The following is a 16,307-nucleotide window of genomic DNA, read 5'->3' as shown; positions in this document are numbered from 1 at the left end:
ACGCCGATCCCGCCGCCGTCACCGGCACCCTGCGCCGCGATCAGGGCGGCTACGACCAGTTCCTGACCGCCGTCGCGCGGGCCTACGTCCATGGCGCACAGGTCGATTGGACCGGGGTCCTCGCCGCGACCGGTGCGCACCGCGTCGAACTGCCCACCTACGCCTTCGATCGGCAGCGGTACTGGATCCAGCCGCCCGCCGGGGGCGGGGATGTCACCGCGGCCGGTCTGGGCGCGGCCGAGCATCCGCTGCTGGGTGCCTCCATCACCGTGGCCGACGCCGATTCGGTGCTGCTGACCGGCAGGCTGTCCACCCGCACCCATCCGTGGCTGGCCGATCACATCGTGTTGGGCCGGGTGCTGCTGCCCGGTGCCGCGTTCGTCGAATTGGCTTCGCGGGCAGGCGATCAGGTCGGTTGCGACCGCATCGAGGAACTCACCCTCGAAGCGCCGCTGATTCTGCGCGACGGCACCGGGATGGTGGTGCAGCTGCTAGTTGGCGCGCCCGACGCCACCGGACGGCGGGCGGTCACCGTGCATTCCCGCCCCGAGGACGCCGACGCGGACGAGCCCTGGACCCGCAATGCCACCGGTGTGCTGGCCACCGGGTCCCTCGAAGCGGCAGCGCTGACCGACTGGCCGCCTGCCGGAGCCGAAGCCCTCGCGGTGGACGACTACTACGAATGGGCCAGCGAGACAGTCGGATTCGACTACGGACCGATGTTCCAAGGGCTGCGCGCGGCATGGCGACGCGGCCGGGAACTGTTCGCCGAGGTCGAGCTGCCCGACGCCGAGCAGGCCCAACGCTATGGATTGCACCCCGCGCTCTTGGACGCCGCCCTGCACACCCTGGGCCTCGGACGCGACGCGGAACAGGGTCGGGTTCCCTTCTCCTGGCGCGATATCGCCCTGCGCGCGGTGGGCGCGAGCGCACTGCGCGTGCGCGTGACCCCGGCCGGGGCCGACGCGGTCGCCCTGGACCTCGCCGACGGTACGGGTGCACCCGTGGCCACCATTGGCGCGCTGGCGCTACGGCCGGTCTCCGCGGCCGGACTCGAACGCCCCCGCACGGCGCGGCGGCAGTCGTTGTTCCGCATCGACTGGCCGACGGTCGCGGCGGCACCCACTCCGGCGACGCTCGAGTTCGCCCGCGAGCTGGACGAAATCGGCACGGGCGCAGCCGAATATGTGGCTCTGACCTTCGAACCGGAAACCGGCGGGGACGTCGTGGCGGCCGCGCACACCGCGACCCATCGAGCCCTGGCCGCCATTCAGACCTGGCTCGCCGACGAGCGATTCGCGAACTCCACACTGGTCTTCCTCACCCACGGTGCGGCGGGACCGGAGATCACCGATCTGGTCGACGCCGCGGTGTGGGGTCTGGTGCGCTCCGCGCAGACCGAGAACCCCGGCCGGTTCGTCCTGCTCGACCACGACGGCGCGGCCCCCGACCTCCTGGCTCGCGCCCTGGCTACCGGTGAACCGCAAATCGTGGTGCGGGACGGGCAAATTCGGGTGCCCCGATTCGCCCCGATGCCGGTGCCGACCACCGACTTCCCGACCCTTGACGGCACCGTCCTGGTGACCGGCGCGGCCGGATCACTCGGCCGCCTCGTCGCCCGACACCTGGTCACCGAGCACGGCGTCCGCAGCTTGCTGTTGGTGGGCAGGCGTGCGCCCGGCCCCGAGCAGATCGCCGAACTCACCGCACTCGGCGCGACCGTCACGGCCGCCGCCTGCGATCTGGCCGACCGGTCCGCCGTGGCGGAGTTGCTCGCCGACCGCGAACTGGCCGCGATCGTGCACACCGCCGGTGTGCTCGACGACGGCGTGATCCCGGCCCTCACCCCCGAACGTCTCGATACCGTCCTGCGGCCCAAGCTCGACGCCGCCGTGCACCTGCACGAACTCACCGCGGAGCGTGGGCTTTCCGCCTTCGTGCTGTTCTCCTCGGCCGCCGGTGTGTTGGGCGCGTCCGGCCAGGGCAACTACGCGGCCGCCAATACCTTCCTCGACGCCCTCGCCCAGTACCGCCGGGACCGCGGCCTGCCCGCGACCTCGCTCGCCTGGGGCACCTGGGAGCAGAGCGACGGCATGGCCGCGGACCTGGACGAGGCCACCGCCGCCCGCCTCTCCCGAATTGGCTCCGGAACCATGTCCGCCAGTGAGGGTCTGGCGTTGCTGGATGCCGCGTGGATCTCCGAGGCGGCGGTCCTCGCGCCCGTGCGCCTGGACCTGTCGGTGCTGCGCGCCCAGGCCGCCGCCGGGTCGCTGCCGCCCATGCTTCGCGGCCTGGTTCGGGTTCCGGCGAAACGGGCGGCCGCCGAATCATCCCTGACCGCACGGCTTTCCGGCCTCGCTGAGGTCGAACAGGAGCGCGTGGTCTTCGAGCTGGTGCGTGCCGAGGTCGCGGTGGTGCTGGGGCACACCGGATCCGGCGAGATCGAGGCGACCCGGGCCTTCCGGGACTTCGGATTCGACTCGCTGACGGCGGTCGAACTGCGCAACCGGCTCGCCGAGCGCACCGGCCTGCGCCTGCCAGCCACCTTGGTCTTCGACCACCCGACACCGATGGTGCTGGCCCGCTGGCTGCGTGCCGAACTGCTCGGCGAGACCAGCGCACCGGCCCCGATCGCGGTGGCCGCCGCGGCGGCCGGCGACCCGATCGCCATTGTCGGCATGAGCTGCCGCTATCCCGGTGGCGTCACCGGACCCGACGAGCTGTGGCGACTGGTGGCCGCGGGCACCGACGCCATCGGCGCGTTCCCCGCCGACCGCGGCTGGCGCGTCGAATACAGCGACGATCCGGGACGGACCGGCACCAGCTATGTCCGCGAGGGCGGATTCCTCTACGACGCCACGGAATTCGACGCGGGCTTCTTCGGGATCAGCCCGCGCGAGGCCACCGCCATGGACCCGCAGCAGCGGCTGCTGCTCGAAGCGACCTGGGAGGCCTTCGAACACGCCGGAATCGACCCGAACACGGTGCGCGGCAGCCGAACCGGCGTGTTCGCCGGTGTCATGTACCACGACTACCTCTCGCGCCTGCACGCCGTGCCCGAGGCGCTGGCCGGATACGTGGGCACCGGCGGGGCGGCCAGTATCGCCTCCGGCCGGGTGTCGTACGTCTTCGGACTGGAAGGCCCGGCGGTCACCGTCGACACGGCCTGCTCCTCCTCGCTGGTCGCCTTGCATCTGGCCTGTCAGGCGCTGCGCAATGGCGAATGCTCCATGGCGCTCGCTGGCGGTGTGACCGTGATGCCCACCCCGGCGGTCTTCGTCGAATTCAGCAAGCAGCAGGCCCTCGCGCCGGACGGTCGCAGCAAGTCCTTCTCCGCCGCCGCCAACGGGACCGGCTGGGCCGAGGGCGTGGGCATGCTGCTCGTGGAACGACTCTCGGACGCACGCCGCCACGGCCATCGGGTGCTGGCGGTGGTGCGTGGTTCGGCGGTGAATCAGGACGGCGCGTCGAATGGCTTGACCGCGCCCAATGGTCCGTCGCAGCAACGGGTCATCCGTCAGGCGTTGGCGAACGCGGGGCTGACCACGTCCGAGGTGGACGCGGTGGAGGCGCACGGGACCGGGACGGTGTTGGGCGATCCCATCGAGGCGCAGGCCCTGCTCGCCACCTACGGACAGGAGCGCCCCGACGGCCACCCGCTGTGGCTCGGCTCGCTGAAGTCCAATATCGGCCACACCCAGGCGGCCGCGGGCGTCGGCGGGGTCATCAAGATGGTCATGGCCATGCGGCACGGCACGCTGCCCAAGACCCTGCACGTGGATGCGCCCACACCGCAGGTCGATTGGTCCCAAGGCGCGGTCGAACTGCTCACCGAGGCGATCGAGTGGCCCGCGCACGAGCGCCCGCGCCGGGCGGCGGTGTCCTCGTTCGGCATCAGCGGCACCAACGCGCACGTGATCGTCGAGGGCGTGCCGATCGAAGCCGCTGCGGCGCAGTCGAATACCCCCGAACGTCACGTGGTCGAACCGATTCCGTGGGTGCTGTCGGGCAAGAGCGCCGACGCACTCCACGCCCAGGCCGCCCGGCTGCTGTCGACCGCGCGGACGGCCGACCCGCTGGATGTCGGCTTCTCCCTGGTGACCACCCGCGCCGCCTTCGACCACCGCGCCGTCGTCCTCGGCGGTGACCGGGACGAGCTGTGTCGCGAACTCGAAAGCCTGTCGCGCGGTGAACAATCCGCGCGCGTGGTGCGCGGCGTCGCCGTCGGCGGCCGGGTCGCGTTCGTCTTCCCGGGACAGGGCGGACAGTGGACCGGGATGGCGAGCGAGCTGCTCGAGTCCGCACCGCTGTTCGCCGCCCGAATGGCCGAATGCGCTGCGGCCCTGGAGCCCCACGTGGATTGGCGGCTGCTGGACGCGCTGCGTAACGACGACCTGCTGGAACGCGTCGATGTGGTGCAGCCGGTGTTGTTCGCGGTGATGGTGTCGCTGGCGGAGTTGTGGCGGGCTCACGGTGTGGAACCGGCTGCGGTGGTTGGGCATTCGCAGGGTGAGATCGCGGCGGCGTGTGTGGCCGGTGCGCTGAGTCTGGCCGATGCGGCCAAGATCGTCGCGTTGCGCAGTCGTGCGCTCACGGCGCTGGCGGGCGGCGGAGCCATGGCCTCGGTCGCGATGACCGCCGAGGTGGCGACCGCGCTTCTCACCCGGTGGGACGGCAGGCTCGAACTCGCCGCGGTGAACGGACCGTCGGCGGTCGTGGTGTCCGGGGACCCGGCCGCGGTGGCCGAATTGGTCGAACACTGTGCCGCGCACGACATTCGGATTCGCCAGATCCCTGTCGATTACGCCTCGCACTCCACCCAGGTCGAGCAGATCCGCGAGGAATTGCTCGCGGCCTTGGCCGACCTCACGCCCCGGGCCGCCGCGGTGCCGTTCTTCTCCGCCACCCTCGGCGACTGGACCGACACCACGACACTGGATGCCGACTACTGGTACGAAAACCTGCGTCGCCCGGTGCGATTCGAGACCGCGATCCGCGGTCTGGTCGCCGACGGGCACCGCCTGTTCCTCGAATGCAGCCCGCACCAGGTGCTGGTGCCCGCCGTGCAGGCGACCCTCGACGAGGCCGCGGACCCGGCCGCCGTCACCGGCACCCTGCGCCGCGACCAGGGCGGCTACGACCAGTTCCTGACGGCCGTCGCGCAGTCCTACACCTACGGCGCGTCCGTCGACTGGTCGAGCGTGTTCACCGGAACCGGTGCGCGCCGAATCGACCTGCCCGCGTATGCCTTCCAGCGCCAACGCTACTGGCTGGACGCACCCGCCGCGGGCAGCCCGCAGGTCGCGGCCGCCTCGATGCCGCTACCCGCCGAGGACACCGGGTGGGCGGGCACGCTCGCCGCGCTGCCCGAGGACGACCGGGAACGGGCGGCGCTCGACCTGGTGCGGTCCACCGTCGCCGCCGTACTCGGACACACCACGGTCGACGCGGTTCCCGCCCGACAGCCGTTCCGCGACATCGGATTCGACTCGGTCACCGCCGTGGAACTGCGCAACCGACTCGACACCGCGACCGGACTCGGCCTGCCCGCCACCCTGGTCTTCGACCACCCCACCCCGGCGGCTGTCGCCGACCACCTGCTGGATCGGCTGGCCGGAACCCGGCCCGAGGCCACACCCGCGACGGTGTCGGCCGCGTCTGACGAGCCGCTCGCCATTATCGGCATGACATGCCGATTCCCCGGCGGAGTCGGTACGCCCGAACAACTCTGGCAGCTGCTGACCGACGGGGTGGACGCCGTCGGGGCCTTCCCGACCGACCGCGGCTGGGACCTCGAACACCTCTACGACACCGCCGCCGCGGGCAGCTCCACCACCCTCGAGGGCGGATTCGTCCACGATATGGCCGAATTCGACGCCGGATTCTTCGGCATCTCCCCGCGCGAGGCGCTGGCCATGGACCCCCAGCAGCGGCTGCTGCTGGAAACCGCGTGGGAGGTCTTCGAGCGCGCGGGCATCGACCCGACCTCGCTGCGCGGCAGCCGGGCCGGGGTGTTCATTGGGGCGGTGGCCTCCGGATACGCGGCGCGGCAACCCATGTCGGGCGCGGAGGGCTACGCGCTCACCGGCGGCGCGGCCAGCGTGCTGTCGGGGCGCATCGCCTACACCTTCGGCCTCGAGGGTCCCGCCCTGACCGTCGACACCGCCTGCTCGTCCTCCCTGGTGGCCCTGCACCTGGCCGGTGAATCGCTGCGGCGCGGCGAAAGCACCCTCGCCCTGGTCGGTGGCGCGACCGTCATCTCGACCCCGGAGATCTTCGCCGAATTCGCCCGCCAGCGCGGCCTGGCCGCCGACGGCCGCTGCAAGGCCTTCGCGGCCGGAGCCGACGGCACCGGGTGGGCCGAGGGTGCGGGCATGCTGCTCGTCGAGCGGCTGTCCGACGCGCGCCGAAACGGACACCGGGTGCTGGCCGTCGTGCGCGGGTCGGCGGTGAATCAGGACGGCGCGTCGAATGGCCTGACCGCGCCCAATGGTCCGTCGCAGCAACGAGTCATCCGTCAGGCGTTGGCGAATGCCGGTCTGTCGGCGTCGGACGTGGACGCCGTGGAGGCACACGGGACCGGGACGGTGCTCGGCGATCCCATCGAGGCGCAGGCCCTGCTCGCCACCTACGGACAGGACCGCGAGACACCGCTGCTGCTCGGATCGATCAAGTCGAACATCGGTCACACGCAGGCCGCGGCCGGGGTCGCGGGGATCATCAAGATGGTCCTGGCCATGCGAAACGGGTTGCTGCCCAAGACCTTGCACGCCGAGGTGCCCTCGCCCATCATCGACTGGAGCGCGGGCGCGGTCGAACTGCTCGCCGAACCCCGCGCCTGGCCGGACCACGACCGCCCGCATCGGGCGGGCGTGTCCTCCTTCGGCGTGAGCGGCACCAACGCCCACGTCATTCTCGAACAGTTCACCGAGGACGCCGCGACCGCCGCGATCACCGCGGGCGACCCCGACACCGGATCGATGGTGGCGTGGCCGATTTCGGCCCGCGACCGAAACGCGTTGCGGGCGCAGGCCGAACGACTGCTATCCCACACCGAGACCGCACCGGAGACCGACGCGGCCGCTATCGGGCTGACACTGGCGACGACCAGGGCGGCACTGGAGCACCGCGCCGTCGCGATCGGCGCGGACCGCGACGAACTGCGGGCGGGTCTGCGCGCCTTGGCCGAGGGCGTACCGGCCCCCGGACTCGTCGAAGGCACCGTGTCGGGAGAAACCCGGATCGCCTACCTGTTCTCGGGCCAGGGTTCCCAACGTCCCGGCATGGGACGCGAACTGTACCAACGGTTCCCAGCCTTCGCCGCCGCACTGGACGAGGTCTGCGCCAAGCTCGATGGCCGACTCGGCGGCTCGCTGCGCGAGATCCTGTTCGACGACGGCGAACTCCTCGACCAGACGATGTACACCCAGGCCGCGCTGTTCGCGCTCGAGGTGGCACTGTTCCGGCTGGCCGAATCCTTCGGCCTCACACCGGAATTCCTGCTCGGTCACTCGATCGGCGAGCTGGCCGCCGCGCATGTCGCGGACGTGCTGTCCCTCGAGGACGCCTGCGTGCTGGTCGCGGCCCGGGGCCGCCTCATGCAGCGGCTGCCCGGTGGCGGCGCGATGATCGCGATCCAGGCCACCGAGGCGGAGGTCACGCCCCTGCTGAACGAGCGGGTCGGCCTCGCCGCGGTCAATGGGCCGCGCGCGGTGGTGGTGTCCGGTGCGGAGGACGCGGTGCTCGCGCTCGCCGCGCGGTTCCCCGATCGGAAGACCAAGCGGCTCACCGTGAGTCACGCCTTCCACTCGCCGCTCATGGAGCCGATGCTCGACGAGTTCCGGGAGATCGCGGCCGAACTCTCCTACGCACCGCCGCGGATTCCGGTCGTGTCGAACCTGACCGGAGAACCGGTGCGCGCCTACGACGCCGACTACTGGGTCCGGCATGTGCGCGAGGCCGTGCGCTTCGCCGACGGGATACAGCGCGCCGCCGAACTCGGTGCGAACGTCTTCGTCGAACTCGGTCCCGAGGGCGTGCTCACCGCCATGGGACAGGAGTGCGTGCCCGACGCGACCTTCACCCAGTTACTGCGCGCGGACCGGCCGGAGGAAGCCGCGGTACTCACCGCGTTGGCGCGGCTGCACGTCGAAGGCGTCGAAATCGATTGGGCCCCGGCCTTCCCCGGCGTGACGACCACGGTCGACCTGCCGACCTATGCCTTCCAACGGCGTCGGTACTGGCCCGCCGCCACCACCGCGGACGTGGCGGCGGCCGGTCTGAACGCGACCGGGCATCCGCTGCTGAGCGCCGCCGTGGCGCTGCCGGAATCCGGGGCCCTGGTGCTCAGCGGACGACTGTCCGTGCAGACCCAGCCGTGGCTGGCCGACCACGTCGTGCAGGGCACGGTGCTACTGCCCGGCACCGCCTTCGTCGAACTTGCGGTGCAGGCCGGGGACCAGGTCGGCTGCGAGCTGATCGAGGAACTGATCCTGGAAACCCCGATGGTGCTGCCCGCACACGGCGGCCTCGCCCTGCGGGTGACCGTCGCACCGCCCGCTGACGACGGTCGCCGGAGTCTGAGCGTGCACGCACGCCCGGAGTCGGCCGCGGCCGACGAGGCATGGACGCGCCACGCCGTGGGCATGCTGGCCCCGAACGCGCCGCAGGGTCCCGCCCCGCTGGGCGACTGGCCGCCCGCGGACGCCGAACCCCTGGAACTGGACGGCTATTACGATCGCGTCGCCGCCGACGGGTTCGCCTACGGACCCGCCTTCCGCGGCCTGCGGGCGGCCTGGCGACGCGGCGAGGAGTTCTTCGCCGAGGTCGCGCTGCCGGAGGGCATGGACACCGAGCGATTCGGGATCCACCCCGCGCTGCTGGACGCCGCCCAGCATGTGCTCGGCCTCGCGGCCCCCGACGAGAAGGGGCGGCTGCCGTTCTCCTGGCGCTCGTTGGCCCTGTACGCGACCGGCGCGACGGCGGTGCGGGTGCGGCTCGCACCGACCGGCAACGGCCAATTCACCCTGTCGGTCTCCGATTCGGCCGGAGCGCCGGTGGCGGAGGTGGAATCGCTGGTGTTGCGCGCGGTGTCGCCGACTCGACTGTCCCGCACCGATATCGCACGCGACGCGCTGTTCGCGATCGACTGGCTCCCGGTGTCCGCGAACGCGGCCCACGGCCGCGACGACAGCTGGACCGTCCTCGCCGATGGTGCCGAAGCGGTCGCGGAGGCATTGAGCGCCAATGGGTTCCGGATCGAGGCATATCGCGACCTGCCCGCAGTGCACGAGACGCTCGAGGCCCTGCAATTGTGGCTGGCCGAGAGCGCCTCGGCCCTGCTGGTGGTCACCCGCCGCGCCGTCGCGGCCGTCCCCGGCGACACCGTGCCCGATCCCGCGACCGCGGCCGTGTGGGGTCTGGTCCGGTCGGCCCAGTCGGAGAACCCGGATCGAATCCTGCTCGTGGACATCGATTCCGACGACGGGCTGACCTCCGCCCTGGCCACCGCGCTCGCCGCGGGCGAACCGCAACTGGCCGTGCGCGCCGGAACCGTGCTCGCACCCCGGCTTACCCGGGCCGAATCCGGATTGACCGCACCCGACACCGACACCTGGCGGCTGGACACCACCGCGGCGGGCACCCTCGAAAACCTCGCCCTCCTACCGCATCCCGACGCCAGCGCGCCCCTCGCGCCCGGCCAGGTCCGCATCGCGGTGCGGGCGGCCGGGGTGAACTTCCGCGATGTGCTGAACGCGCTGGGCATGTACCCCGGCGCGGCGACACCGCTCGGGCTGGAAGGCGCGGGCGTGGTGCTCGAAACCGGGCCCGGGGTCACCGGACTCGCGCCCGGCGATCGCGTCGTGGGTCTGCTGGACCGGGCCTTCGGACCGGTGGCGGTTGCCGACCACCGCCTGGTCACCGCGATTCCCGCGAATCTGACCTTCGCGCAGGCCGCCACCATTCCGGCGGTCTTCCTCACCGCCTACTACGCGCTGGTCGATCTCGCCGAGATGCGGGCGGGGGAGCGGGTGCTGGTGCACGCGGCGGCGGGTGGCGTCGGCATGGCCGCGGTCCAGCTGGCGCGCCATCTCGGGGCCGAGGTGTTCGGCACCGCGAGCCCCGGCAAGTGGAATGTGCTGCGGGAGAACGGGATCGCGCCGAACCGCATCGCGTCCTCCCGGACCACCGAATTCGAGGGCCACTTCCTCGAGGCCACCGATGGGCAGGGCGTCGATATCGTCCTCGACTCGCTCGCGGGTGAATTCGTGGACGCCTCACTGCGGCTGCTGCCGCGCGGCGGTCGCTTCCTGGAGATGGGCAAGACCGACGTCCGCGACGCCCAGCGGGTGGCCGCCGCCCATCCGGGCGTGGACTACCGCGCCTTCGAACTGTTCGAGGCCGGACCGGATCGACTGGGGCAGTTGCTGATCGAGGTGGCCGCCCTGTTCGAGCGGGGTGTACTGCGGCCGCTGCCGTTCACCGCCTGGGACATCCACCGGGCGAAGGAGGCGTTCCGGTTCGTCAGCCAGGCCCGCCACATCGGCAAGGTCGTGCTCACGGTGCCCGCCCCGCTCGACCCGAACGGCACGGTGCTGGTGACCGGGGCCACCGGTGTGCTGGGCGGTCTGATCGCCCGACACCTGGTGTCCCAACACGGGATTCGGCATCTGCTGCTGGTCGGCCGCCGCGGCATCGCCCCGGAACTCGAGGCCGATCTCACCGAACTGGGAGCCGAGGTCACCGCGGTCGCATGCGATGTCGCCGATCGCGGCGAGGTCGAACGACTGCTCACCCTGGTGCCGCCCGCGCACCCGCTGACCGCGGTCGTGCACGCCGCCGGCACCGTGGACGACGGCGTCATCGCCTCGCTCACCCCGCAGCGGCTCGACACCGTCCTCGGCCCCAAAGCCGAGGCGGCACTGCACCTGCACGCCCTCACCGAACACCTCGACCTCGCCGAGTTCGTGCTGTTCTCCTCCATCGCCGCCACCTTCGGCGGTGCCGGACAGGGCAATTACGCGGCCGCGAACTCGGTGCTGGACGCCCTGGCCCAGCACCGCCGCGCCCACGGCCTGCCCGGCACCGCGCTGGCGTGGGGCCTGTGGGACCAGCGCAGCGCGATCTCGGCACACCTGGACGCCACCGACCTGGCCCGCATGGCCCGCGGCGGTTCGAAACCCCTGTCCACCACCGAGGGTCTGGCCCTGTTCGACGCCGGGCTGCGCGCTGAGCGGGCGCTGCTGCTGCCGTTCCACCTCGACACCGCGCGCATCGCGGCACCCGTCCCGCCCTTGCTGACCGGCTTGGTGCGGGCGCGCGGACGCCGCAATGCGGCCGAGTCCGTCGCCGCGGACGCCTCCCTGCTGAGCCGTCTGGCCGGGATGACACCGCTCGAACGCGACGAATACCTGGTGCTGCTGGTGCGCACCCACGCGGCCGTGGTCCTCGGCCACGGCGGGCCGGAGGCGATCGACGCCATCCGGGCCTTCAGCGAACTCGGCTTCGATTCGCTCACCGCGGTCGAACTGCGCAACCGGCTCGGTGCGGTCACCGGGCTGCGGCTGCCCGCCACCCTGGTATTCGACTATCCGACCGCCGCCTCCTTGGCCGGCTACATCCGCTCGGAGCTGACCGGGACCGCACCGAATGTCGAAGTCGCCGAGACGGTCTCGGCGGGCGAGGAGCCGATCGCCATTGTCGCGATGAGCTGCCGGTTCCCGGGCGGCATCGCCTCGCCCGAGGACCTGTGGCAGGTCTTGAGCGATGGCGCGGACGTGATGTCGGAGTTCCCGCGCGACCGCGGCTGGGATCCGTCGGGTCGATCGGTCACCTCCGAGGGCGGATTCCTCTACGACGCGGGCGATTTCGACGCCGGATTCTTCGGAATCTCACCGCGCGAGGCGATCTCGATGGATCCCCAGCAGCGCCTGCTGCTCGAGGTCTCGCAGGAGACCTTCGAGCGCGCGGGCATCGATCCCACGACCCTGCGCGGCAGCCGGGTCGGCGTGTTCGCGGGCACCTGGGCGCAGGGGTACGGCGGCACCGCCGACGGCTACGCCCTGACCGGCGGCGCGACCAGCGTGGTGTCCGGGCGCGTTGCCTACACCTTCGGGCTGGAGGGTCCGGCGGTCACGGTCGACACCGCGTGCTCGTCCTCCCTGGTCGCCCTGCACCTGGCCGCGCAGTCGCTGCGCGCCGGGGAATGCTCGCTGGCCCTGGCCGGTGGCGTCACTGTCCTGGCGACCCCGCTGATCTTCGAGGACTTCTCGCAGCAGGACGGGCTGGCGCCCGACGGCCGCTGCAAGGCCTTCGCCGCCGCGGCCGACGGCACCGGCTTCTCCGAGGGCGTGGGCCTGGTTCTGGTGGAACGGCTTTCGGACGCACGACGCAACGGGCATCCGGTGCTCGCGGTGGTGCGCGGCAGCGCGGTCAACCAGGACGGCGCGTCCAACGGGCTCACCGCGCCCAACGGACCTGCGCAGCAACGGGTCATCCGGCAGGCGCTGGCCAATGCCGGTCTGGATGCCGCCGAGGTCGACGTGGTCGAGGCGCACGGCACCGGAACCCGTCTGGGCGACCCCATCGAGGCGCAGGCCGTACTCGCGACCTACGGCCGCGATCGCGACCGGCCGCTGTGGCTGGGCTCGGTGAAGTCAAATCTCGGGCACACGCAGGCCGCGGCCGGGGTGGCCGGGGTGATCAAGATGGTGTTGGCGCTGCGGCACGAAGCGCTGCCGCGCACCCTGCACATCGACCGCCCCACCGGCGAAGTCGACTGGACACTCGGCGCGGTGGAACTGCTGACCGAACAGGTGCCGTGGCCGCGCACGGACACACCGCGCCGCGCGGGCATCTCCTCGTTCGGATTGAGCGGCACCAACGCGCACCTCATCCTCGAACAGGCTCCGCCGCAGGAGATTTCACCGGAGCAGCCCGAACCCGACGCGGTGGCCTGGGTGCTGTCGGCCAAGAGCGACGCGGCCTTGCGCGCGCAGGCGCGCCGACTGCGCGCCCGAGTGCTCGCCGATCCGAGCCTGCGGCCGGTCGATATCGCACTGTCGCTGGCCACCACCCGCTCGGCGTATGCGCGGCGCGCGGTGGTGGTCGGAGCGGACCGGGCCGAACTGCTGGCCGGGACGGCCGCCCTGGCCGCGGGCGCGAGCGATCCGGCCGTGATCGAGGGCAGCGCGGGCGAGCCTGGCAAGGTCGTGTTCGTCTTCCCCGGCCAAGGCTCCCAATGGCCGGGAATGGCGCTGGCGCTGGCGGATTCGTCCCAGGTGTTCGCAGCCCGGCTGGCCGACTGCGAGCGGGCGCTGGCCCCCTATGTCGACTGGTCGCTGCGCGACGTCATCGCCGACGAGGACGCCCTGCAACGCCTGGACGTGCTCCAGCCGGTGCTGTGGGCGATCCTGGTGGCGCTGGCCGAATGGTGGCGCTCGATGGGCGTGGAACCGGCGGCGGTGGTGGGCCATTCGCAGGGCGAGGTCGCCGCGGCCTGTGTCGCCGGTGCGCTGTCGCTCGCCGACGGGGCCCGTGTCGTGGCGCTGCGCAGCCGAGCGCTGACCGCGCTCGTCGGTCACACCGGACTGCTGTCGGTGCCGTTGCCCGCCGACGAGGTCGCCGAACTGCTCGCACCGTGGGGCGATCAACTCGCCATCGGCGCGGTGAACGGGCCACGGCGCGTGGTCGTCTCGGGCACGAGTACGGCGCTGGACGAACTGCGGGCGAGCCTGCCCGACGTCGACGCCCGCCCGGTACTCGCGGGCGTGGCCTCGCACTCGGTACAGGTGGAACCGCTTCGCGAGCAACTGCTTTCGGATCTCGCGTCCATCGCGCCGCAGGCGTCCCGCGTCCCGTTCTATTCGACGGTGACCGGCACGGTCGTGGACGGGACTAGCCTCGACGCCGAGTACTGGTACGGGAACCTGCGTGGGGCGGTGCGGTTCTCCGACACCGTGGGTGCGCTACTGGCCGATGGACACCGCGTGTTCGTCGAGGCCAGCCCCCATCCCGTGCTGACGGTCCCGATCCGGGAAGCGGCCGAGGACCCCGCCTTCGGACTGTCCGAGGACGCGGTGATCGTGACCGGCTCGCTGCGCCGCGACGAGGGCGGACCGTCTCGCATGCTGGGCTCGCTGGCCCAGCTGTATGTCCGGGGCATCGGGGCGCACTGGGGTGAGCTGTTCGCGGGCGGCCGTCGAGTGGACCTGCCCACCTACGCGTTCCAGCGCGCACGGTATTGGCTGACACCGCATTCCGGCTCCGACGAGGTCGTGGATGCCGCCTTCTGGGAGGCGGTCGACCGCGGGGACCTGGACGCATTGGCCGCGACTGTCGGCGACGGTGACGAGCAGCGGTCGACGCTGACCGCGGCGCTGCCGATGCTGTTGCGGTGGCGGGACCGGCGTCGCACCCGCTCGGCGGTGGACGCGCTGCGTTATCGGATCGGCTGGCAGCCGGTCGCCGATCAGCCGCCCGCCATCTCGGGCACCTGGCTGGTGCTCACGCCCGAGGGTTGTGACGCCGGGGAATTCGTCGAGGCGCTCGAACGCCACGGCGCGAAAGCGGTCACCGTGGCACCGCATCGGCTGCGTGAGGTGCTCGTCGACGGGGCCGAGACGGCCGGGGTGCTGTCCCTGCTGGCACTGGACGCGACAGCGGACCCCGTGTCTGCGGCACTGCCGCGTGGGCTCACCGCCACCGTGGAAGCCCTACGTGCCCTGCAGGATTCGCAGCCTGACGTCCCGCTGTGGTGTGTCACCCGGGGCGCGGTGTCGATCGGGCGGTCCGATCGTGTCGTCGACGCCGGGCAGGCGCAGCTGTGGGCCCTGGGTCGGGTCGCGGCGCTGGAGTTCCCGCGCGGCTGGGGCGGACTCGTCGATGTGCCCGAGACGCTCACCGAGCACACGGCCGCGCGTCTGGCCGGAGTCCTGGCCGGGGCCACCGGCGAGGACCAGGTGGCGGTGCGCTCGTCCGGGGTGTCGGCCCGTCGGCTGGTGCGGGCGGGTTCCGGCCACGGCGACGAATGGCGGCCGACGGGAACGGTTTTGATCACCGGCGGCACCGGCGCGGTCGGCTCGCGGATCGCGCGTCGACTCGCCGAGGCCGGTGCCGATCACCTCGTGCTGGTGTCCCGCCGCGGCTCGGCCGCGCCCGGGGCGCGGGAACTGGTCGCGGAACTCGGTGTGCGGGTGACGGTCGCGGCCTGCGATGTGTCCGACCGGACCGCGCTGGCGGACCTGGTCCGCGAGATCGAATCCGACGGCGGCCCCGTGCGCGCGGTCGTCCACGCGGCCGGGGTGAGCGCCACCGCCGGACTGTCGGAGTTCGATCCCGCCACCGCCGCGGAGGTGTTCGCGGCCAAGGTATCCGGCGCGGAGAACCTCGATGCCGTCTTCGGTGACCGGTCGCTGGACGCCTTCGTCCTGTTCTCCTCGATCTCGGCGGTGTGGGGTGGTGCGGGCCAGGCCGCCAGCGCGACCGCGAACGCCCACTTGGAGACGGTCGCGCAGCGCCGCCGCGACCGCGGTCTGGTCGCGACCGCGATCGCCTGGGGGCCATGGACGGAGGGGACCATGGCGCCCGGGGCGTCGGTGGAGCAGGTGCGCCGACGCGGGGTGGCCTGCCTGACAACCGAACTCGGCTTCATCGCCCTGTGCCACGCCGTCGGCCAGGACGACGCGACCATCACCCTGGCCGACATCGACTGGGAACGCTTCGGTGCCACGTTCACCATCGCGCGTCCCAGCCCGTTGCTGGCCGAACTCTACGATGCGCGGCCCGCGGTCGAAGAGCCCGAGGCCGACGAATCCTCCGGGTTGCGCACGCGATTGGCCGACCTGCCCGAGTCCGAACGACACGACGCGCTGCTCGAATTCGTTCGCGCCGAAGCCGCCGGGGTCCTCGGTCACGCTGGCGCGCAGGACATTCCGGAGGATCGCCCGTTCCGGGAGTTCGGCTTCGACTCGCTGACCGCGGTGGAACTGCGCGGCCGGCTGAGCCGGGCCACCGGGCTGCGGCTGCCCACCACCCTGGTGTTCGACTATCCGACACCGGACGCGCTGACCGAACGCCTGCTGGGCGAGCTGTTCGCGGACACCGCGAACGATCCGACCGAGGATCGGGTGCGCGCACTGCTGGCGGACATTCCGCTCGCGCGGCTGCGCGATGCGGGCCTGATGGACGTGCTATTGCGGCTCGCCGGTGCCGGACCGGTGGACACGCCGCCCGCACAGTCGGCCGACCTTATCGACGAGCTGGACGACGAGAGCCTCATCCGGATGGCGCTCGAGTCGGATTCCTGA

General features: G+C 72.1%; 1 protein-coding gene (running past one end of the window). It reads left to right on the top strand.

Annotation, left to right across the window (positions count from 1 at the left end):
• Positions 1–16,307, top strand: partial view of a type I polyketide synthase gene (locus VMT40_RS24805; protein WP_326361135.1) — the 3' portion only. The gene continues 2,554 nt to the left of window position 1, outside the view; the window shows 16,307 of its 18,861 coding nt (coding positions 2,555–18,861); its start codon lies off the left edge, out of view; it ends in the stop codon at positions 16,305–16,307.

The sequence above is a fragment of the Nocardia sp. CDC160 genome (genome assembly GCF_035818795.1).
GTDB lineage: Bacteria > Actinomycetota > Actinomycetes > Mycobacteriales > Mycobacteriaceae > Nocardia.
This window is presented reverse-complemented; position numbering and strand designations above follow the sequence as displayed.